The following is a 17,897-nucleotide window of genomic DNA, read 5'->3' as shown; positions in this document are numbered from 1 at the left end:
CCCCGACGGGAGACGCAGGAGGCGCGACCTGCGTGGCCGCGCCTCCTGCGTTCTCGTCGCGCCCCGTGGGGCACCGGGGTGTCAGTCGATCGGCGTGTCGACGACCCCGCCGTTGATGCTCAGCACGTGCCAGGCGGTGCCGTCCCACTCGACGGTGTTCGCCGCGGCGTTCTCGATGTGCGGCACCTCGCGACCGAGGATCTCGGCGAGGGTGAACCGGATGATCGTGCCGTGGCAGACGACGACGATGTGGGCGTCGTCACCGTCGAGGGGCAGCCGCGTGTCGCGGATCATCTCGAGGGCGCCGAGTCCGCGGGCCGCCACCGACTCGCGCGGTTCGATGTCGGGGTAGTCCGCGTTCGGCTGGTCGGGGATCGGCGACTCGGGGGTGCGGCCCTCGTGCGACGCGTAGTCGCGCTCGATCAGTTCGTCGTAGGCGTCACCCAGCTCGATGCCCAGTTCGGCGGCGATGATCTCCGCGGTCTCGCGGGCACGCCCGAGCGGCGACGACACGATGGCGCTCCACTCGACGCCGGCCAGCAGGCGAGCCGCCTCGAGGGCCTGGCCGCGGCCCGTGTCGTTCAGGGGGATGTCCGAGGAGCCCTGGAGCTTGTCGGCGAGGTTCCAGTCGGTCTGACCGTGGCGGATGAGTTCGAGGCGCATCGGGGTGTTCCGTTCCGTGGTGCGGCCGCGGGGGTGCCGCGGGGGAGTGGCGACGGGCGGCCCCGGTGGGGACCGCCCGTCGGGGGATCAGTGGTCGTCGTCGGTGCTCGTCGTGACGCCGGCCTTCGCCCGGGCGTCCCGACGGGTCTTCGCGAGGCTGGCGACGGTCGCGACGGCGATCGTCAACACGATGAAGCCGAGGGAGAACCAGATCGGGATCTCGGGGATCCAGGTGATCGGCTCGCCGCCGTTGATGAACGGCACCTCGTTGACGTGCAGGGCGTGGAACAGCAGCTTGACGCCGATGAAGGCGAGGATGACCGCGAGGCCCTGGGCGAGGTAGACGAGGCGCTCGAGCAGGCCCGAGATGAGGAAGTACAGCTGGCGCAGGCCGAGCAGCGAGAACGCGTTCGCCGTGAAGACGATGTAGGCCTCTTGCGTGAGGCCGAAGATGGCCGGGATCGAGTCGAGCGCGAAGAGCACGTCGGTCAGTCCGATCGCGACCATCACGAGGAAGAGCGGGGTGAAGAGGCGCTTGCCGTCGACCTTGGTGGTCAGCTTCTGGCCGTCGTAGTCCTGCGAGGTGGGGATGACGCGGCGCAGGGCGCGGATGAGCTTGCTGTCCGCCTCGTCCTTCTCGTCGTCTCCGTGGCCGCCCTTGACCTGGCTGTAGGCGAGCCAGAAGAGCAGGATGCCGAAGAGGTAGAAGACCCACGAGAAGTTCTCGATGATCACGACGCCCGCCGCGATGAACAGACCACGCGACAGCAGGGCGATGGCGATGCCGACGAGCAGCACCTTCTGCTGGTAGATGCGGGGCACCGCGAAGCTCGTCATGATGATCAGGAAGACGAACAGGTTGTCGACCGAGAGGGCCTTCTCGGTGATGTAGCCGGCGAAGTACTCGCCACCGAACGTCCAGTTCGAGAAGACGCCGACCCCGACGCCGAACAGGACGGCGATGCCGATGTACACGCCCGACCAGATGGCCGATTCGCGGATGGTCGGCTCGTGCGGCGTGCGCACGTGACTGAAGAAGTCGAAGAACAGCAGGCCGATGATGCCGGCGATGGTGATCGCCCAGGTCAAGAAGTGGACGTCCATGTGTGTACCTCCAGTACGCAGCGGGTACCGAAGGTCTCCTCCACTCGCGACGCGTCCTGATCAGGACGGCTGCGAACCGGTGCACCGGGTCGAGATCGGTCTCTTCCGTATTGACGACGCCACCGCGTGGGAGTACTCCCCTTCAACCTGGCGAGCTTACAGCCTCTGCACGTCCGCGGTCTCGCCCGGGGCCGAATATGCTGGCCCGCATGGCTTCTCCCTGGTCCCTCTCCGGTGCCCTCCGTGGCATGTTCGCCAAGAAGACGATCGACGAGACCACGTGGGACGACCTCGAGGCCGCCCTGATCGGCGCCGACTTCGGCCCGGACGTGACCGAGCAGATCATCGACGACCTGCAGGCGAAGGTGCAGCGCTACTCGACCACCGACCCCGCCGACCTCAAGCGCATGCTGCGCGAGACCCTCGAAGAGCGCCTCTCCAAGCTCGACTCGACCCTCAAGCTCAGCGCGCGACCCGCCGTCGTGCTCATGGTCGGCGTCAACGGCGTCGGCAAGACGACCACCATCGGCAAGTTCGCCAAGTTCCTCCGCAACTACGACCGCTCGGTCGTCGTGGGCGCGGCCGACACGTTCCGGGCCGCGGCCGTCGAGCAGGTCGCGACCTGGGCCGAGCGGGCGGGGGCGCGCATCGTCCGCCCGCAGCAGCAGGGGCAGGACCCCGCGTCCGTGGCGTTCCAGACGGTCGAGCTCGCCATGCGCGAGGGCATCGAGATCGTCCTGATCGACACCGCGGGGCGCCTGCAGACGAAGTCGGGCTTGATGGACGAGCTCGGCAAGATCAAGCGCGTCGTCGAGAAGCAGACCGAGATCGCCGAGGTGCTGCTCGTGCTCGACGCGACGACGGGTCAGAACGGCCTCGCCCAGGCGCAGGCCTTCATCGAGCACGCCGGGGTCACGGGCCTCGTGCTGACGAAGCTCGACGGTTCGGCCCGCGGCGGCTTCGTCCTCGCGGTGCAAGAACAGACGGGCATCCCGATCAAGCTGGTCGGGCAGGGCGAGGGCATCGGCGACCTCACGGGCTTCACGCCGCACGTGTTCGTCCAGAACCTCATCGCGTAGCGAGCCCCGGCGGGCACGGGTCACACGGCCTGGCGCCCGGCCCCGGCCTCGAGCAGGAGTCGCAGCGCCTCGGGCACGACCTCGCCCCGCGCCTCGGTGGCCCTCGCCCAGAGTCGGCCCGCCCGGTACGACGAGCGCACGAGCGGCCCGGCCAGCACGCCGCTGAATCCCATGTCCTCCGCGATCTCCCGGAAGTCGACGAACTCGTCCGGGTGCACCCATCGCGCCACCGGCAGGTGTCGCGGGCTGGGACGCAGGTACTGGGTCAGCGTGATGACGTCGGTGTGCGCCTCCCTCAGGCGCTCGAGGGCGTCGATCACCTCGTCGCGTTCCTCACCCATGCCGAGGATGAGGTTCGACTTGGTGACCAGGCCGGCGTCGTGCCCCTGCCGGATGACGTCGAGCGACCGCTCGAAGGTGAACGCGGGGCGGATGCGCTTGAAGATGCGCGGCACGGTCTCGACGTTGTGGGCGAAGACCTCGGGACGGGCGTCGAAGACCTGCGCGAGCAGTTCGGGGCGACCGTTGAAGTCGGGGACGAGGATCTCGACGCCCGTGCCCGGGTTCAGCTCGTGGATGCGACGGATGGTCTCGGCGTAGAGCCACGCGCCTCCGTCGTCCAGGTCGTCGCGCGCGACGCCCGTGACGGTCGCGTAGCGCAGCCCCATCTCGCGCACCGACTCCGCGACCGAGAGGGGCTCGCGGCGGTCGATCGGGCTCGGCCTGCCCGTGTCGATCTGACAGAAGTCGCAGCGCCGCGTGCACTGCGAGCCGCCGATCAGGAACGTGGCCTCGCGGTCCTCCCAGCACTCGAAGATGTTCGGGCAGCCGGCCTCCTGGCAGACCGTGTGCAGCTTCTTGTCGACCACGAGCTCGGTCAGGGCGCGGTACTCCGGGCCCTGCCTCGCGGTCGTCCTGATCCAGGTCGGCTTCTTCTCGATCGGGGTCTCGGCGTTGCGGGCCTCGACGCGCAGCAGGCGTCGTCCCTCGGGGGCGGTCGTCGTCATCGGTGGGCTCCCACGGGGTCGGGTCGGGCCGGCACGCGGCCGGCGGTCTCGAGGCTGGTCAGGTAGGCGGTCAGGGAGGTCTCGAGGGCGTCCGCGACGTCGGTCACGGCCACGCGCCTCCCGGAGGCGCGGGTCAGGCTGGTCACGCCGGCGTCGGTGATGCCGCAGGGCACGATCCCGGCGTACGACGACAGGTCGGCGTCGCAGTTGAGGGCGACGCCGTGCATCGTCACCCCCTCGGCGACCCGCACGCCGACCGCCGCGACCTTCTCGTCGCCGAGCGGTCCGCGCACCCAGGCGCCGCTGCGCCCCTCGACGCGGACGGCCGACACCCCTACGCCCGAGCACACGGCGATCAGGCACGCCTCGAGCGCCCGGACGTGGGCGACCACGTCCAGCGGTTCGGGCAGGCGGACGATCGGGTACGCCACGAGCTGGCCGGGGCCGTGCCACGTGATGCGTCCGCCGCGGTCCACCCGGGTCACGGGGGAGCCGTCGCGCGGCAGGTCGGCGGGCTGCGTCCGCGTGCCCGCCGTGTACACCGACGGGTGCTGGCAGAGGACGAGGGCCGAGTCCAGCCGGCCGGCCACGACGTCGGCGTGCAGCTCGCGCTGCAGGCGCAGGCCCTCGTCGTAGTCGAGTGGCGGGCCCGTGAGGCCCGTGCGTCGCGTCGTGGTCACACCCCGAGGCTAGGCCCATTGATGCACTCGGTACAACAACGACGGGCCGAGGAGGCGCGGCCACGCAGCACAGGAGGCCGACGGTCGGTTAAGATGGGCGCACCATGGCCACTTTTGGAACCCTCTCCGACCGCCTCGCGGAAACGTTCAAGAACCTCCGCAACAAGGGCAAGCTGAGCCCCGCCGACGTCGACGGCACCGTGCGCGAGATCCGTCGTGCCCTGCTCGACGCCGACGTCGCGTTCGACGTCGTCAAGGCCTTCACGAACACGGTCCGCGACCGCGCCCTCGGCGACGAGGTCAGCAAGGCCCTGAACCCGGCGCAGCAGGTCGTCCAGATCGTCAACGAAGAACTGGTGCAGATCCTCGGTGGTCAGCAGCGCCGGCTCGAGTTCGCGAAGAACCCGCCGACCGTGATCATGCTCGCGGGCCTCCAGGGTGCCGGCAAGACGACCCTCGCGGGCAAGCTGGCCAAGTGGCTCGTGAAGGACGGCCACACGCCCATGCTCGTGGCGGCCGACCTCCAGCGCCCCAACGCGGTGACGCAGCTGCAGGTCGTCGGCGAGCAGGCCGGGGCCCACGTCTTCGCGCCCGAGCCGGGCAACGGCGTCGGCGACCCCGTCAAGGTCGCGAAGCAGGCCATCAAGTACGCCCGCGACAAGCAGTACGACACGGTCATCGTCGACACGGCAGGCCGTCTCGGCGTCGACGCCGAGCTCATGAAGCAGGCCGCGAACATCCGCAAGGCGGTCGATCCCGACGAGGTGCTCTTCGTCATCGACGCGATGATCGGTCAGGACGCCGTCGCGACCGCCAAGGCCTTCCAGGACGGTGTGGACTTCACCGGCGTCGTGCTCTCGAAGCTCGACGGAGACGCCCGCGGTGGTGCCGCACTCAGCGTGGCCTCGGTCACCGGCCGCCCCATCATGTTCGCCTCGACGGGTGAGTCGCTCGACGACTTCGAGCCGTTCCACCCCGACCGCATGGCGAGCCGCATCCTCGACCTCGGCGACATCCTCTCGCTGATCGAGCAGGCCCAGCAGGCCTTCGACGAAGAAGAGGCGATGGCGGTCGCGCAGAAGATCGCGACCGACTCCTTCACGCTCGACGACTTCCTCACGCAGATGCAGCAGCTGCGCAAGATGGGTTCGATCAAGGGCATGCTCGGCATGCTGCCGGGTGCCAAGGGCATGCGCGAGCAACTCGAGAACTTCGACGAACGCGAGATCGTCCGCACCGAGGCGATCATCCAGTCGATGACCAAGCAAGAGCGAGCGATGCCCAAGCTGCTCAACGGCTCGCGTCGCCTCCGCATCGCCCGCGGTTCGGGCATGACGGTCACCGACGTCAACCAGCTCGTCCAGCGCTTCGAGCAGGCGTCGAAGATGATGAAGACCGTCGCCAAGGGCGGCGTGCCCCAGGTGCCCGGCATGGGGCCGATCCCCGGGGCCTCGTACGCCGGCAAGAAGGCACAGCCCAAGAAGAAGGGCTCCAAGGCCGGCAACCCGGCCAAGCGTGCCGCGCAGAACGCCGCCCTCACCACGGGTGCCAGGCCGGCGTCCTCGGCTCCGGGCGGCTCGGGCTTCGGGCTCGGCGGCGGCGGGGCCGCCGCGGGTGGCGCGGCGCCCTCGCCCGAAGAACTCGCGTCGCTGCAGAAGATGCTCGGGCGCGGCTGAGCCGACTCGCGCCTCCTGACGGTCCTCGACGCCCGCCCCGCCTGCTGCGGGGCGGGCGCCGTCGTGTGCCCGCCGCGCCGCAGGCGGCTGGTCACTCGGCTGCGGACAGCCCTTCGTCGAACTCGCGGACCAGCGACGCCACGACGGGGCGCAGGTCGCCCCCGTGCGCGGCGGCGACGGTGAGCTGGCGTTGGTAGCTGGCCCCGCGGTCGGTGATCGTCGCGAGCGAGTGCAGTTCGTCGAGACAGCCGAGACGTTCGGCCGCCGGCTCGAGCGACGTCACGAGTTCGCGCAGGTCGTCCGTCACCAGTCGTTCGTCGCCGGCCGCGTTCTGGATCACGATGGCGTCCATGCCGTACCGGGCGGCGCGCCACTTGTTCTCGCGGACGAACCACGGCTGCATGCTCGTCAGGGTCTCGCCGCGGTCGAGCCGCCCGGACATGTCGTCGACGAGGCACTGCACCAGTGCCGTCACGGCGGCGAGCTCGTCGGTCGTCGCGATGCCGTCGAAGACGCGCGTCTCGAGGGTGCCCCACTTCGGTGAGGGGCGGAGGTCCCAGCGCAACTCGCTGTGGTCGTCGATCACGCCGGTGTGGGTCATGTCGGCGACCATGGCCTCGTACTCGGACCAGGTCGCGAACTGGGGCGGCAAGCCCGCCGTCGGGAGCTGCTGGAACATCAGGGCGCGGTTCGAGGCGTACCCGGTCTCCTCGCCGACCCAGAACGGGCTCGACGCCGTCAGCGCCTGGAAGTGCGGCAGGTAGGTGAGCATGCCGTTGAGGATCGGCAGCACCTTGTCCTGGTCGTCGATGCCGACGTGGACGTGGACGCCCCAGATCATCATCTGGCGGCCCCACCACCGCGTCCGGTCGATCAGGGTGGCGTAACGCTCTTTGTCGGGCGTCACCTCCTGGTCGGCGTAGCGGCTGTAGGGATGCGTCCCGGCGCACATGAGGTCGGCACCGAGCACGGAGGCCGGGCCGCGGACCAGGTCGATCGTGCCCCTGAGGTCGTCGACGGCGTCGGCGACCCGGCGGTGCACGCCCGTGACGACCTCGACCGTGTTGGTGAGCAGTTCGGTGGTCAACCGTTCCGGACCGCCGTCGTTGACGTGGGCCAGGTCGGCGAGGATCGCCGGGGCGTGCGGCGCCAGTTCTCCCGACTCGTGGTCGACGAGGGCGAGCTCCCACTCGACGCCGAGGGTCGACCGCTCTGAGGTCGTGAAATCGATGCGCATCCGCGTGGCCTTCCCATGGGCGTCAGGGCGGTTCCATCCTGCCAGTCGGGTGCCGGTCGGGGCCGTCCGGCGGGCCGGCCTGCGCCGCCCGCGACGTCCGGTGACGCCGAGGAGGCGCGGTGTCGGACACGACGCAACGCAATTCGTGCAGATGGCCTTTCGTCTGCAACAATGGGAGGTCGAGTCTTCTGTCGTCCGACCCTCTAATCAGACGACGTTCGACTCCCATCAGAGCTTTCGAGCCGAGTGTGCCCCCACGCTCACGGCTGGCAACTCGCCCACATCACATCACACAGGAGAATTGTGGCTGTCAAGATCCGTCTCAAGCGCATGGGCAAGATCCGCGCCCCCTACTACCGCATCGTCGTCGCCGACTCGCGCACCAAGCGCGACGGTCGCGTCATCGAAGAGATCGGCAAGTACCACCCCACCGAGGAGCCCTCGTTCATCGAGGTCGAGTCCGAGCGTGCGCAGTACTGGCTCGGCGTCGGCGCTCAGCCGACCGAGCAGGTCGCCGCGCTGCTGAAGCTCACGGGCGACTGGGGCAAGTTCAAGGGCGACGCCGACGCCGTCAGCACCGTCAAGACCAAGGCTCCGAAAGAGGCCTTCGTCGCCGACGAGAAGAAGAAGCCGGTCCTCGTGCCCAAGACCGAGAAGCCCGCGGCCAAGGCCGAGGCTCCCGCCGAGTCCAGCGACGACGCCGAGACCACCGAGGCGTAGTCGGTGCTCGCACCTGCACTCGAACACCTCGTCCGGGGGATCGTCGATCACCCGGACGAGGTGCAGGTCGTGGAGAAGAACTCCCCACGAGGCGACGTCCTCGAGGTGCACGTCCACGCGGACGACCTCGGTCGCGTCATCGGCCGTGCCGGTCGCACCGCCAAGGCCCTCCGGACCCTGATCACCGCGCTGGCCGACGGCAAGCGGGTCCGGGTCGACGTCGTCGACGGCGATCTCTAGAACCGTGCCGTCCGACCGCAAGACCGAACTCCGGGTGGGGCGCCTGACCAAGGCCCACGGCCTCAAGGGCGCCCTCAAGCTCGAACTCTTCACCGACACCCCCGAGCAACGCTTCGTGCCGGGTGCCGTGTTCCGCCTCCAGGTGCCCGCCGACAGCGCCTGGCACGACAAGACCCTCACCCTCACCGAGCTGCGCTGGTACAACAGCCACCCGGTGGGCTTCTTCGACGGGGTCGACGACCGCACGGCGGCCGAGTCGCTCGTCAAGGCGATCCTCTGGGTCGACCAGGACGCCGACGAGCTGCCCCACGAGGACGACGCCTGGTACGACCACCAGTTGGTCGGCCTCCGCGTCGAGCGTGACGGCGTCGTCGTGGGCACCGTGGCCCGGGTCGACCACCTGCCGGCCCAAGACCTCCTCGCGGTCGACACCGCGTCGGGCGAAGTCCTCGTTCCGTTCGTCTCGGCCCTCGTGCCGAAGGTCGACGTCGAGGCCGGCGTGGTCGTCGTGACCCCGCCGCAGGGGCTCTTCGAAGAGCTGGCCGACGACACCGACGACGAGCCGGCCTCCGACGACGTCGACCGGTCGGTCGCCGACGGCGTCGACGAACCGGCCTCCGACGGCGAGTCCGCTCCCGACGACGAGCGCTGACGCGTGCGCATCGACATCGTGTCGATCTTCCCCGAGTTCTTCGGGGTGCTCGACATCTCGCTGCTCGGCAAGGCGCGGCAGCAGAAGCTGCTCGACGTCGAGGTGCACGACCTGCGTGACTTCACGCACGACCGGCACCGCACCGTCGACGACACCCCCTACGGTGGCGGGGCCGGCATGGTCATGCGGCCCGAGCCCTGGGGCGAGGCGCTCGACCACGTCTTCGGCGAGACGTCCACGCCCGACGACACGATCATGATCGTCCCGTCGCCGGCCGGCACGCCGTTCACCCAGGCCACGGCTCGCGAGCTCGCGTTCGCGCCGCACCTGGTCTTCACCTGCGGCCGGTACGAGGGCATCGACCAGCGCGTCGTCGAGCACGCCGCCAGCCGGGCGACGGTGCGCGAGATCAGCTTGGGCGACTACGTGCTGAACGGTGGCGAGGTCGCCGTCACGGCGATGATCGAGGCCATCGGTCGTCTCGTCCCGGGCGTCGTGGGCAACCCCGAGAGCCTCACCGAAGAGAGCCACGAAGACGGCCTGCTCGAGTATCCCAGCTACACCAAGCCGGCGTCCTGGCGGGGTCTCGACGTGCCTCCGGTGCTGCTGAGCGGCAACCACGCGGCGATCGCGACCTGGCGTCGCGAGCAGCAGCTCGAGCGCACCCGCCGGGTACGGCCCGACTTGCTCGACTGATCGGGCCGAGCCTGCGCGGTCCGGGCGTCCCGGCCCGACCCGCCGGGGAGGGCCCGCCGGGGACGGCCCGTCCGGGTCACCCGCGCGCGGTGAGCACGAGCGGCCCGTCCTCGGTGACGGCGACGGTGTGCTCGACGTGTGCGGCCCGCGAGCCGTCGACGCTGCGGAGCGTCCAGCCGTCGGCGTCGGTCACGATCGCGTCCGTGCCGCGCATCAGCCACGGCTCGATCGCGACGACGAGGCCCGGTCGGACGGGCCACCCGCGCCCCGCGCGCCCGTCGTTCGGCACGTGGGGGTCGCCGTGCATGGTGCGTCCGACCCCGTGGCCGCCGAACTGCAGGTTGACGCCGTAACCCGCCCCGCGAGCGACCTGTCCGATCGCGGCCGAGACGTCGCCGAGCTTGGCGCCCGGCCTCAAGGCCGCGATGCCGGCGTCGAGGGCCACCTCGCAGGTCTCGATCAGGCGGAGGTCCTCGGGCGACGCCCGCTCGCCGACGACGAACGACACGGCCGAGTCGGCGACCCAACCGTCCACCGAGGCGGCGAAGTCGAGGCTGAGCAGGTCTCCGTCGCGCAGGCGGTAGCGATGCGGCAGGCCGTGCAGGGCCGCGTCGTTGACCGACGTGCAGATGACCTTGCCGAACGGGCTCGCCCCGAACGACGGGTGGTAGTCGACGTAGCAGCTCTCGGCCCCCGCCTCGCGGATCATGCGGTGCGCGAGCGCGTCGAGGTCGAGCAGGTCGACGCCGGGTCGCGCGGCCGCACGGGTCGCCTCGAGCACGCGGGCGACGAAGGCTCCGGCGGGTCGCATGCGTTCGATCTCGTCGGGGGTGCGCAGTTCGATCATGCAGCCATTCTTCACGAAGCCCTCGTAGCCTCGACCGCATGACGACGCGCCGGATCTTCTACCGCCTCCTCTGGGTGGCCGTCTTCGTGCTGCCGCTCTGGGTGCTGCTGGGTCGGGCGTTCTTCGGCGTGCCGTTGGGACTGCAGTTCGTCGGCCAGTTGCTGCTCGTGCCCCTTCTCTTCATCGGGCAGGCGGTGGCCACCGGCGTGGTGGTGGGTCGCCGCAGCGTCCGGCGGGCGAAGGCCGTGTCGTGGGCCGACGCGGGTCTGCTCGCCCTGTCCTGGTTCGGCCAGCTCGGCCTGGGGTTCTTCATCGTCGACAGCTCCGCCGAGTCCGCGTCCGCGTCGGCCTTCACGCAGGTCGCCGGCGGGGTCTCGTCCCTCGACCTCTCGACCGCCCTGTTCGCCCTCTGCGCCGTCGTCACGATCGCGGCGGGCGTGGGCCTGTTCGCCTGCGCTCTCTGGCAGTTCGCGAAGGAGGCGCGGGCCCGCATGGCCACGTCGCTCGCCGATCTCGAGCGGGTCGCGTCGGGCACCGGGGCCGCCGCGGGGCGTCGGCCCGGCTACGGCGACGACGGCCCCGTCATCACCATCACGCCGCGAGGCTGACACGGGTGCCCGCGCTGTGGCACAATAGGCGCTTGTGCCTGCGCACGACTCTGCCACAGGGGAGTCTGCCGATCCAGAGCACACCTTCTTCATCATGACGGGCGCGTGACGCGCCCCAGACACGCAGTCGACCTGTGGCGGTTGCAGAGAGCGAACGACAATGCACATCCTCGACGCGGTTGACTCCGCCAATCTCCGCTCGGACGTCCCCGACTTCCGCGCCGGCGACACCGTCAAGGTGCACGTCAACATCATCGAAGGCACGCGCTCGCGCGTCCAGGTCTTCCAGGGTGTCGTCATCGGCAAGCAGAACGAGGGCATCCGCGAGACCTTCACGGTCCGCAAGGTGAGCTTCCAGGTCGGCGTCGAGCGCACCTTCCCGGTGCACTCCCCGGTCATCGACCACATCGAGGTCGTCAGCCGCGGTGCCGTCCGTCGCGCCAAGCTCTACTACCTGCGCGAACTGCGTGGCAAGAAGGCCAAGATCAAGGAGAAGCGCGACAACTAGTCACGCCCCTCAGCGACATCATGCGAGCTCCTCGCCATCTAAGATGGCGGGGAGCTCGGGTGGTTAAATGACGAATGACACAGTGAGGCGCGCCCTGCGTCCTCGACGCGACGACGGCGGAAAGCGCGGCATCGGCACCTTCGTGCGCGACGTGCTCGTCATCTTCCTGGCGGCCCTCCTGATCTCGTTCCTGATCAAGACGTTCTTGATCCGGTCGTTCTACATCCCCTCCGGGTCGATGGAGCAGACGCTCCAGATCAACGACCGCATCATCGTCAACGAGCTCGTACCCGACCTCGTGGACGTCAAGCGGGGCGACGTGGTCGTGTTCACCGACCCGGGCGGTTGGCTCGACGGCACGGCTCCCGTCAGCACGACGACCGGCAACCCGGTGTCCGACGGCTTCTCGTGGTTCCTCACGCTGGTCGGGCTCGGCGCACAAGACAGCAACGACCACCTGATCAAGCGGGTCATCGGCCTTCCGGGCGACACCGTCGAGTGCTGCAACGACTTCGGCCAGATGTCGGTCAACGGCGTCCCCCTCGACGAGCCCTACGTGAACCTGCCCCCGGGCGAGACCCGGGTCTCGGCCGACGACTTCTCGGTCACGGTGCCCGCCGACTCCCTCTGGGTGATGGGCGACAACCGCTACAACTCGAAGGACAGCCGCTACAACGGCGCCACCCCGAGCAAGGGGTTCGTCCCGATGAGCGACGTCGTCGGACGCGCCTTCGTCATCAGCTGGCCGACCGAGCGCTGGACGTGGCTCGGCGACTATCCCGACGTCTTCCGCGGCACCGAGCGAGAGGGCGAATGAGCCCCGTCGTCGACCCCACCCTCGACTACGAACGAGAGCTGCACGCCGCCGGCGCGACCTGGGTGATCGGCTGCGACGAGGTCGGTCGGGGCGCCATCGCCGGGCCGGTCGCGGTCGGGCTCGGGGCGGTCCACGTCGAGTGCCTCGACGTCCCCGCGGGTCTGCGCGACTCGAAGCTCCTCTCCGAGAAGCGACGCGAGGCCCTCTACCCGCTGGCGACGTCGTGGGTGTCCCATCACGCGGTGGGCTTCGCCGAAGCGCACGAGGTCGACCGGCTGGGCATCGTCGTCGCCCTCGGGCTCGCGGGCAAGCGTGCCCTCACGGCGCTGCACCACGCCGGTGTCGGCATCATGCAGTCCGTGGTGGTGCTCGACGGCAACCACGACTACCTGTCACCCCAGCTCGCCACCCCTCCGCGCATCACGACCAGGGTCAAGGCCGACCGCGACTGCGCGTCGGTGGCGGCGGCGTCGGTCATCGCCAAGGTCGAACGCGACCGGCTGATGATCGAGGCCGACGGCGTCCACCCGGGCTACGCCTGGGCCGGCAACAAGGGCTACGGCTCGTCGGCGCACTACGGGGCCCTGTCCGAATTGGGCCCGTCGCCGCTGCACCGCCTCACCTGGCTGCACTGACCTCGAGCGCCTACGCCGGCAGCAGAGGGACGACGGCGACCGCTGCCCCGAGGGCCGCGTAAGCTCGACTCCGATGGACGAGGACGATTTCGAAGACTACGACCGCGAGGTCGAGCTCGCGCTCTACCGCGAGTACCGCGACGTGGTGTCGCAGTTCCGCTACGTGGTCGAGACCGAGCGGCGTTTCTACCTGGCCAACGAGGTCGACCTGGTCCGGCGTGACACCGAGCACGACTTCTACTTCGAACTGTCGATGACCGACGTCTGGGTCTGGGACGTCTACCGCTCCGATCGATTCGTCAAGTCGGTCCGGGTGCTCACCTTCAAGGACGTCAACGTCGAAGAGCTCACGAGCCGCGACCTCGAGCTCCCGAAAGAACTCGCACTCGACGAGTAGTCGTCCGTCGCCACGCGACCACCTGGCGCGGGACGCGCTGCGTCTCGACTCGGCTCGTCCCCAGCCGCGGCTGGGTCGGTGGCGTCCCCAGCCGATGCTCCGCCCGCCCTCCGAGGGGCGCGCCTCCGCCAGCCTGCTGGCAGGAGGTCAGACATGGCGAAGAAGGACGAATTGGGTCGGCGCGGCGAAGACGTCGCGGCCGAGTACGTCGAGGCGCAGGGCATGCGGGTCGTCGAGCGCAACTGGCGGTGCCGCGAAGGCGAGATCGACGTGGTCGCCCTGGACGGCGACGAGGTGGTCGTCGTCGAGGTCAAGACGCGGTCGGGCACCGGCTACGGTCACGCGCTCGAGGCCGTGACGCCGGCCAAGCTGGCCCGTCTGCGACGGCTGGCGGGGGCCTGGTGTCAGGCGCATCCCACCTCGACGCCCCGGGGGTTGCGCATCGACGTCGTGGGCATCACGGTCGAGCGGTGCGCGGGGCACGAGCGGATCGACCACGTCCGCGGGGCCGGAGCATGAGCGTGGCACGGACGCGGGCGGTCGCCCTGCTGGGCGTCGACGGAGCCCTCGTCGAGATCGAGGCGGACATGGGTGCCGGGCTGCCGGCGTTCGTGATCATCGGACTGCCCGACACGTCGCTGGGTGAGGCCCGTGACCGGGTCCGGTCCGCAGCGACCAACTCCGGGTGCGCCTTGCCGGCGCGCAAGCTGACCGTCAACCTGTCACCTGCGTCGCTGCCCAAGCAGGGGTCGTCCTTCGACCTCGGCATCGCCATCGCGGCCCTGGCCGCAGCCGAACTCGTCCCCGCCGAGTCCGTCGAGGGCGTCGTCCACCTGGGCGAGCTCGGGCTCGACGGCCGGCTCAGGCCCGTCGACGGGGTCCTGCCGGCCGTGTTGGGTGCGCGCCGGGCAGGGGCCGCCACCGTCATGGTGCCGACCGACAACGCGGACGAGGCCGCCCTCGTCCCCGGCATCCGCGTGGTGGCCGTGCCGAGCCTCCGCGAGGCGGCCATCTGGCACGGTGCAGGGCTCGAACCCGAGCCGGTCGAGGCCATCACGCGATCGCGCACCGAACCGGCAGTGCCGGCCGAACTCGACCTCGCGGACGTCATCGGCAACGTCGACGCCGTCGAGGCGCTCGTCGTCGCCGCGGCCGGCGGCCACCACCTCCTCATGGTGGGGCCGCCCGGCGCAGGCAAGAGCATGCTGGCGGCCCGTCTGCCCGGTCTGTTGCCCGACCTCGACGCCGATTCGGCCCTCGAGGTCGCGTCGATCCGTTCGTTGGCCGGGGTCGCCGTCACGGGCGATCTCGAGCGGAGGCCGCCGTTCGAGGCGCCCCACCACACCTGCAGCGCGGCGGCCCTGGTCGGCGGGGGCAGCGGGGTCATCAGGCCCGGCGCCGCGTCGAGGGCGACCCGGGGCGTGCTGTTCCTCGACGAGGCGCCCGAGTTCCAGCAGACGGTCCTCGACTGCCTTCGCCAGCCTCTCGAATCGGGTGAGACCGTCGTCCACAGGTCACGGGCGGTGGCGCGTTTCCCCGCGAGGTTCCAACTGGTCGCGGCGGCGAACCCCTGTCCGTGCGGGCAATACGGCTCCCGCGACTCCGACTGCAGTTGTTCCCCGCACCAGCGGCGTCGCTACCTGGGCAAGCTCTCCGGGCCGCTCGTGGACCGCATCGACCTGCAGTTGCGGGTGGCCCGCATCAGCTCGTCTCAGTTCCGCGCCTCGGCCGACGTCGTCCCGACGACGACACGCCAGGCCCGCGAACGCGTCGACCGGGCGCGCGGCCGTGCCGCCCGCCGGCTCGACGGAACACCCTGGCGGTCGTCCGGCGAGGTCCCGGGAACCTGGCTGCGTGATCCGGCGAACCGCCTGGCCGTGGCGGACTCACAGCCCGTCGACCGGGCGCTCGAGACCGGTGCCCTGACGATGAGGGGTTACGACCGCGTGCTGCGCGTCGCCTGGACCCTCGCCGACCTCGACGACGACCCTGCCCCCGTCCGCCGTCACGTCGTGCGGGCACTGAGCATGCGGCAGTCGCTGTGAGCGACCTGCTCCGGGCGACCCCCGCCGAGCTGGCCGACCTCGTCCGGCCCCTCCTGCCCGGCGCCCACGAGTTCAGCGAGGCACAGACCCTCGAGGCGTTCGCCCTGGGCGCCTGGACAGGTGTGGTCGAACCGGGTGACGCGGTGGGTGGCGTCGTCCGGTCCCTGCTCGGGCCGACCGTGGGGCTCCGCCTCGTGCTCGAAGCGGCGGTCGGTCACGACGACCCCCGCGCGGGTCTGCTCGCGGGGGCCCTGGTCGAGGCAGGGGCCACCCGCGACGACGTGGAGCGGCTCGACCTCGGACGGGCGCTCACGAGATGGCGGCCCCGTCTCGAGACCAGCGTGATCCTCCGGTCGTTCCGCACGGCGACCGTGGTGGGATCGAGGCTGCTCGTGCCGGGCACCCCGCTGTGGCCCGAGGCCCTCGACGACCTCGGCCATCACGCTCCCGTGGCCCTCTGGGCACGAGGTCCGGCGTCCGTTCCGGCGCCGACGTCGAGCATCGCGATCGTCGGCTCGCGGGCGGCGACGGCCTACGGCGAGCAGGTGTCGGCCGAGCTCGCCGGCGGCGTGGCCGACCGAGGTCTCGCGGTCGTCTCGGGTGCCGCCTACGGCATCGACGGTGCCGCCCACCGGGCGGCCCTGGCCGCCTCGGCGACGACGGTGGCCGTCATGGCCGGGGGAGTCGACCACCTCTACCCGGCCGGTCACGACGCCCTGCTGCGACGCGTCCTCGAGACGGGGCTGATGATCTCCGAGGCTCCGTGCGGGGGCAAGCCGTCGCGGTGGCGGTTCCTGCAACGCAACAGGCTGATCGCGGCGTTGACGGCCGCGACCGTCGTGGTCGAGGCCGGCGCCCGCTCGGGGTCGCTGAACACGGCCGCCCACGCGCAGTCGCTCGGTCGTCCGGTCGGGGCCGTGCCCGGCCCGGTCACCTCGCCGTCGTCCGTCGGCTGCCACGCCCTGATCCGGTCCGGTCTGGCCGAGTGCGTGACGGGTGCCGACGAGGTCCTCGCACTCGCGGGGGTGTCGACCGACCTCGTCGTCGCCTCGTACGAGGGCCGACGGCTCGACCCCGAGACGATGCGGGTGCTGGACGCGCTCAGCACGACGGCGACCCGGGAGACCGACGAACTGGCCGTCGCGAGCGGGCTGTCGCTCGAGACGGTCCGCGACGTGCTCGCCGAGCTCGACCTGTCGGGTGCGGCCCGGCGCTCCGGCTCGGGGTGGCGACGGGTGAGGGGGCGCCGCGATGGTTAGCCTGTCGGCATGCGCGAGCCGGGGTCGAGACGCGAGGGGCGGGTGCTGCCGTGACGCGCCTCCTGGGCGAGGTCGAACGGTTCGCCGACCACCTGCACGACGGCCGGGGGCTCAGCGACCACACGGTGCGGTCGTACGCGGCCGACCTCGACTCCCTCGTCGCCTTCACCGAGAACCGGCTCGGTCGCCCGGGTGAGGTGGGCGACCTCGACCTCGACCTGCTTCGCGACTGGCTCTGGCAGGGCACGCAGGCCGGGCTCGCCCGGGCCACCCTCGCCCGGCGGTCGGCGAGCGTCCGGGCCTTCACCCGGTGGCTCGACGAGACCGACCGCACACCGGTCGACGTCGGTGCCCGACTGCGTTCGCCGAAGCCCGAGAGTCGCCTGCCGCGCGTCCTCACGCGCGAGCAGGTCGACGGCCTGTTGGCGTCCCTCGCCGTCCGGGCGGACACGGGCGACCCCGGGGCACGCCGGGACCTCGCCGTCGTCGAACTGCTCTACGGCGCGGGCCTGCGCGTGTCGGAGCTCGTCGGGGCGGACCTCGGCGACGTGGACCTCGAACGGCTGACCGTGCGGGTGACCGGCAAGGGGGCGAAGGAGCGCGTCGTGCCGTTCGGGGTGCCGGCGGCCGAGGCCCTGGGGCGGTACGTCGACCTCGCCCGCCCGACGCTCGTCACCCCGGTCACGGACGCCGCCTTCTTCGTGGGGTCGACCGGGGGGCGGCTCGGCACGAGGGCCGTCTACCGACTGGTCGCCGGGCTGCTCGCCGACCTCCCGGGCGGCGGGCCGGCGGGGCCGCACGCGTTGAGGCACACGGCCGCCACCCATCTGCTCGACGGAGGGGCCGACCTCCGGGCCGTCCAGGAGCTGCTCGGTCATGCGAGCCTCGGCACCACGCAGATCTACACGCACGTCTCGACCGACCGGCTGCGGGACAGCTATCGTTCGGCACACCCGCGCGCCTGACGGCGCCGAGCCCACCGACGACGCCGAGCACACCGGCACGGCCCGAGGCGCATGACGCACGC

General features: G+C 70.9%; 21 protein-coding genes. 15 read left to right on the top strand and 6 right to left on the bottom strand.

Going from position 1 to position 17,897, the window contains the following annotated elements:
• Window positions 1–81: 81 nt before the first annotated feature.
• Window positions 82–663, bottom strand: a complete 582-nt coding sequence (locus ACVJ1F_RS08205) for a histidine phosphatase family protein (RefSeq protein WP_056046205.1) — start codon at window positions 661–663, stop codon at window positions 82–84.
• A gap of 87 nt (window positions 664–750) precedes the next feature.
• A complete protein-coding gene (locus ACVJ1F_RS08200; RefSeq protein WP_456885581.1) occupies window positions 751–1,767 on the bottom strand; it encodes a TerC family protein in 1,017 nt (338 codons plus the stop codon).
• 197 nt (window positions 1,768–1,964) lie between these two features.
• Here ACVJ1F_RS08200 and ftsY point away from each other — a divergent pair, with 197 nt between their 5' ends.
• On the top strand, window positions 1,965–2,846 hold the full coding sequence (gene ftsY / locus ACVJ1F_RS08195) for a signal recognition particle-docking protein FtsY (RefSeq protein WP_369813588.1): 882 nt from the start codon (window positions 1,965–1,967) through the stop codon (window positions 2,844–2,846).
• Between the two features lie 20 nt (window positions 2,847–2,866).
• Here the strand turns inward: ftsY and lipA are convergent, their stop codons facing one another.
• Together lipA and lipB are read right to left on the bottom strand one after the other, a co-directional pair.
• Window positions 2,867–3,853: a lipoyl synthase gene (lipA, locus tag ACVJ1F_RS08190; RefSeq protein ID WP_456885580.1), complete on the bottom strand. Its 987-nt coding sequence runs from the start codon at window positions 3,851–3,853 to the stop codon at window positions 2,867–2,869.
• Window positions 3,850–4,533 (bottom strand): lipoyl(octanoyl) transferase LipB, encoded by a 684-nt coding sequence (gene lipB / locus ACVJ1F_RS08185; protein ID WP_056046200.1) that lies wholly within the window; start codon window positions 4,531–4,533, stop codon window positions 3,850–3,852. The genes lipA and lipB overlap by 4 nt, the downstream gene beginning before the upstream one ends.
• Before the next feature lie 104 nt (window positions 4,534–4,637).
• On the opposite strand from lipB, the gene ffh reads away from it, so the two are divergent.
• Window positions 4,638–6,209 carry a signal recognition particle protein gene (gene ffh, locus ACVJ1F_RS08180; RefSeq protein WP_456885579.1) on the top strand — a complete coding sequence of 524 codons (1,572 nt, stop codon included), beginning with the start codon at window positions 4,638–4,640 and terminating at the stop codon, window positions 6,207–6,209.
• A gap of 91 nt (window positions 6,210–6,300) precedes the next feature.
• Here ffh and ACVJ1F_RS08175 read toward each other — a convergent pair whose 3' ends face one another.
• Window positions 6,301–7,446, bottom strand: a complete 1,146-nt coding sequence (locus tag ACVJ1F_RS08175) for a glutamate--cysteine ligase (RefSeq protein ID WP_456885578.1) — start codon at window positions 7,444–7,446, stop codon at window positions 6,301–6,303.
• Window positions 7,447–7,749: 303 nt separating this feature from the next.
• Between ACVJ1F_RS08175 and rpsP the strand changes: the two genes are divergently transcribed.
• The 4 genes from rpsP to trmD are packed head-to-tail and all read left to right on the top strand — an operon-like array spanning window position 7,750 to window position 9,754.
• Entirely contained in the window at window positions 7,750–8,166 is a 417-nt protein-coding gene (gene rpsP / locus ACVJ1F_RS08170; protein WP_123570351.1) for a 30S ribosomal protein S16, read from the top strand.
• A gap of 3 nt (window positions 8,167–8,169) precedes the next feature.
• Window positions 8,170–8,406: an RNA-binding protein gene (locus ACVJ1F_RS08165; RefSeq protein WP_043596309.1), complete on the top strand. Its 237-nt coding sequence runs from the start codon at window positions 8,170–8,172 to the stop codon at window positions 8,404–8,406.
• 4 nt (window positions 8,407–8,410) lie between these two features.
• Window positions 8,411–9,058, top strand: a complete 648-nt coding sequence (rimM, locus tag ACVJ1F_RS08160) for a ribosome maturation factor RimM (RefSeq protein WP_456885577.1) — start codon at window positions 8,411–8,413, stop codon at window positions 9,056–9,058.
• A 3-nt stretch (window positions 9,059–9,061) separates the two neighbouring features.
• The gene (gene trmD, locus ACVJ1F_RS08155; protein WP_056046189.1) at window positions 9,062–9,754 is read left to right on the top strand and encodes a tRNA (guanosine(37)-N1)-methyltransferase TrmD; all 693 of its coding nucleotides are present in this window, start codon (window positions 9,062–9,064) and stop codon (window positions 9,752–9,754) included.
• A gap of 76 nt (window positions 9,755–9,830) precedes the next feature.
• Here trmD and map read toward each other — a convergent pair whose 3' ends face one another.
• Window positions 9,831–10,601, bottom strand: coding sequence for a type I methionyl aminopeptidase (gene map, locus ACVJ1F_RS08150; RefSeq protein ID WP_200412781.1), 771 nt, complete (start codon window positions 10,599–10,601; stop codon window positions 9,831–9,833).
• Between the two features lie 38 nt (window positions 10,602–10,639).
• On the opposite strand from map, the gene ACVJ1F_RS08145 reads away from it, so the two are divergent.
• From ACVJ1F_RS08145 to ACVJ1F_RS08105, 9 genes are all read left to right on the top strand, one after another.
• Window positions 10,640–11,209, top strand: a complete 570-nt coding sequence (locus ACVJ1F_RS08145; RefSeq protein ID WP_456885576.1) for a hypothetical protein — start codon at window positions 10,640–10,642, stop codon at window positions 11,207–11,209.
• Window positions 11,210–11,369: 160 nt separating this feature from the next.
• Complete coding sequence (rplS, locus tag ACVJ1F_RS08140) at window positions 11,370–11,717, top strand: 50S ribosomal protein L19 (protein ID WP_043596315.1); 348 nt, start codon at window positions 11,370–11,372, stop codon at window positions 11,715–11,717.
• A gap of 67 nt (window positions 11,718–11,784) precedes the next feature.
• Window positions 11,785–12,534: a signal peptidase I gene (gene lepB / locus ACVJ1F_RS08135; protein WP_456885575.1), complete on the top strand. Its 750-nt coding sequence runs from the start codon at window positions 11,785–11,787 to the stop codon at window positions 12,532–12,534.
• Window positions 12,531–13,169 (top strand): ribonuclease HII, encoded by a 639-nt coding sequence (locus tag ACVJ1F_RS08130; protein ID WP_123570348.1) that lies wholly within the window; start codon window positions 12,531–12,533, stop codon window positions 13,167–13,169. Before lepB ends, ACVJ1F_RS08130 begins: the two co-directional genes overlap by 4 nt.
• 73 nt (window positions 13,170–13,242) lie before the next feature.
• A complete protein-coding gene (locus tag ACVJ1F_RS08125) occupies window positions 13,243–13,566 on the top strand; it encodes a DUF2469 domain-containing protein (RefSeq protein WP_056046179.1) in 324 nt (107 codons plus the stop codon).
• 153 nt (window positions 13,567–13,719) lie between these two features.
• Entirely contained in the window at window positions 13,720–14,085 is a 366-nt protein-coding gene (locus ACVJ1F_RS08120; RefSeq protein WP_173151084.1) for a YraN family protein, read from the top strand.
• A complete protein-coding gene (locus tag ACVJ1F_RS08115; protein WP_456885574.1) occupies window positions 14,082–15,611 on the top strand; it encodes a YifB family Mg chelatase-like AAA ATPase in 1,530 nt (509 codons plus the stop codon). The genes ACVJ1F_RS08120 and ACVJ1F_RS08115 overlap by 4 nt, the downstream gene beginning before the upstream one ends.
• A complete protein-coding gene (dprA, locus tag ACVJ1F_RS08110; RefSeq protein WP_456885573.1) occupies window positions 15,608–16,870 on the top strand; it encodes a DNA-processing protein DprA in 1,263 nt (420 codons plus the stop codon). The genes ACVJ1F_RS08115 and dprA overlap by 4 nt, the downstream gene beginning before the upstream one ends.
• A 50-nt stretch (window positions 16,871–16,920) precedes the next feature.
• On the top strand, window positions 16,921–17,835 hold the full coding sequence (locus ACVJ1F_RS08105) for a tyrosine recombinase XerC (protein WP_456885572.1): 915 nt from the start codon (window positions 16,921–16,923) through the stop codon (window positions 17,833–17,835).
• Window positions 17,836–17,897 lie beyond the last annotated feature (62 nt).

This window comes from Frigoribacterium sp. 2355 (genome assembly GCF_054060695.1).
This window is presented reverse-complemented; position numbering and strand designations above follow the sequence as displayed.

Coding starts and splice junctions, on each gene's coding strand:
- ACVJ1F_RS08205 (WP_056046205.1), bottom strand. CDS start 663: ATGCGCCTCGAACTCATCCGCCACGGTCAGACCGACTGGAACCTCGCC.
- ACVJ1F_RS08200 (WP_456885581.1), bottom strand. CDS start 1,767: ATGGACGTCCACTTCTTGACCTGGGCGATCACCATCGCCGGCATCATC.
- ftsY (WP_369813588.1), top strand. CDS start 1,965: ATGCTGGCCCGCATGGCTTCTCCCTGGTCCCTCTCCGGTGCCCTCCGT.
- lipA (WP_456885580.1), bottom strand. CDS start 3,853: ATGACGACGACCGCCCCCGAGGGACGACGCCTGCTGCGCGTCGAGGCC.
- ffh (WP_456885579.1), top strand. CDS start 4,638: ATGGCCACTTTTGGAACCCTCTCCGACCGCCTCGCGGAAACGTTCAAG.
- ACVJ1F_RS08175 (WP_456885578.1), bottom strand. CDS start 7,446: ATGCGCATCGATTTCACGACCTCAGAGCGGTCGACCCTCGGCGTCGAG.
- map (WP_200412781.1), bottom strand. CDS start 10,601: ATGATCGAACTGCGCACCCCCGACGAGATCGAACGCATGCGACCCGCC.
- ACVJ1F_RS08145 (WP_456885576.1), top strand. CDS start 10,640: ATGACGACGCGCCGGATCTTCTACCGCCTCCTCTGGGTGGCCGTCTTC.
- rplS (WP_043596315.1), top strand. CDS start 11,370: ATGCACATCCTCGACGCGGTTGACTCCGCCAATCTCCGCTCGGACGTC.
- lepB (WP_456885575.1), top strand. CDS start 11,785: ATGACGAATGACACAGTGAGGCGCGCCCTGCGTCCTCGACGCGACGAC.
- ACVJ1F_RS08130 (WP_123570348.1), top strand. CDS start 12,531: ATGAGCCCCGTCGTCGACCCCACCCTCGACTACGAACGAGAGCTGCAC.
- ACVJ1F_RS08125 (WP_056046179.1), top strand. CDS start 13,243: ATGGACGAGGACGATTTCGAAGACTACGACCGCGAGGTCGAGCTCGCG.
- ACVJ1F_RS08120 (WP_173151084.1), top strand. CDS start 13,720: ATGGCGAAGAAGGACGAATTGGGTCGGCGCGGCGAAGACGTCGCGGCC.
- ACVJ1F_RS08115 (WP_456885574.1), top strand. CDS start 14,082: ATGAGCGTGGCACGGACGCGGGCGGTCGCCCTGCTGGGCGTCGACGGA.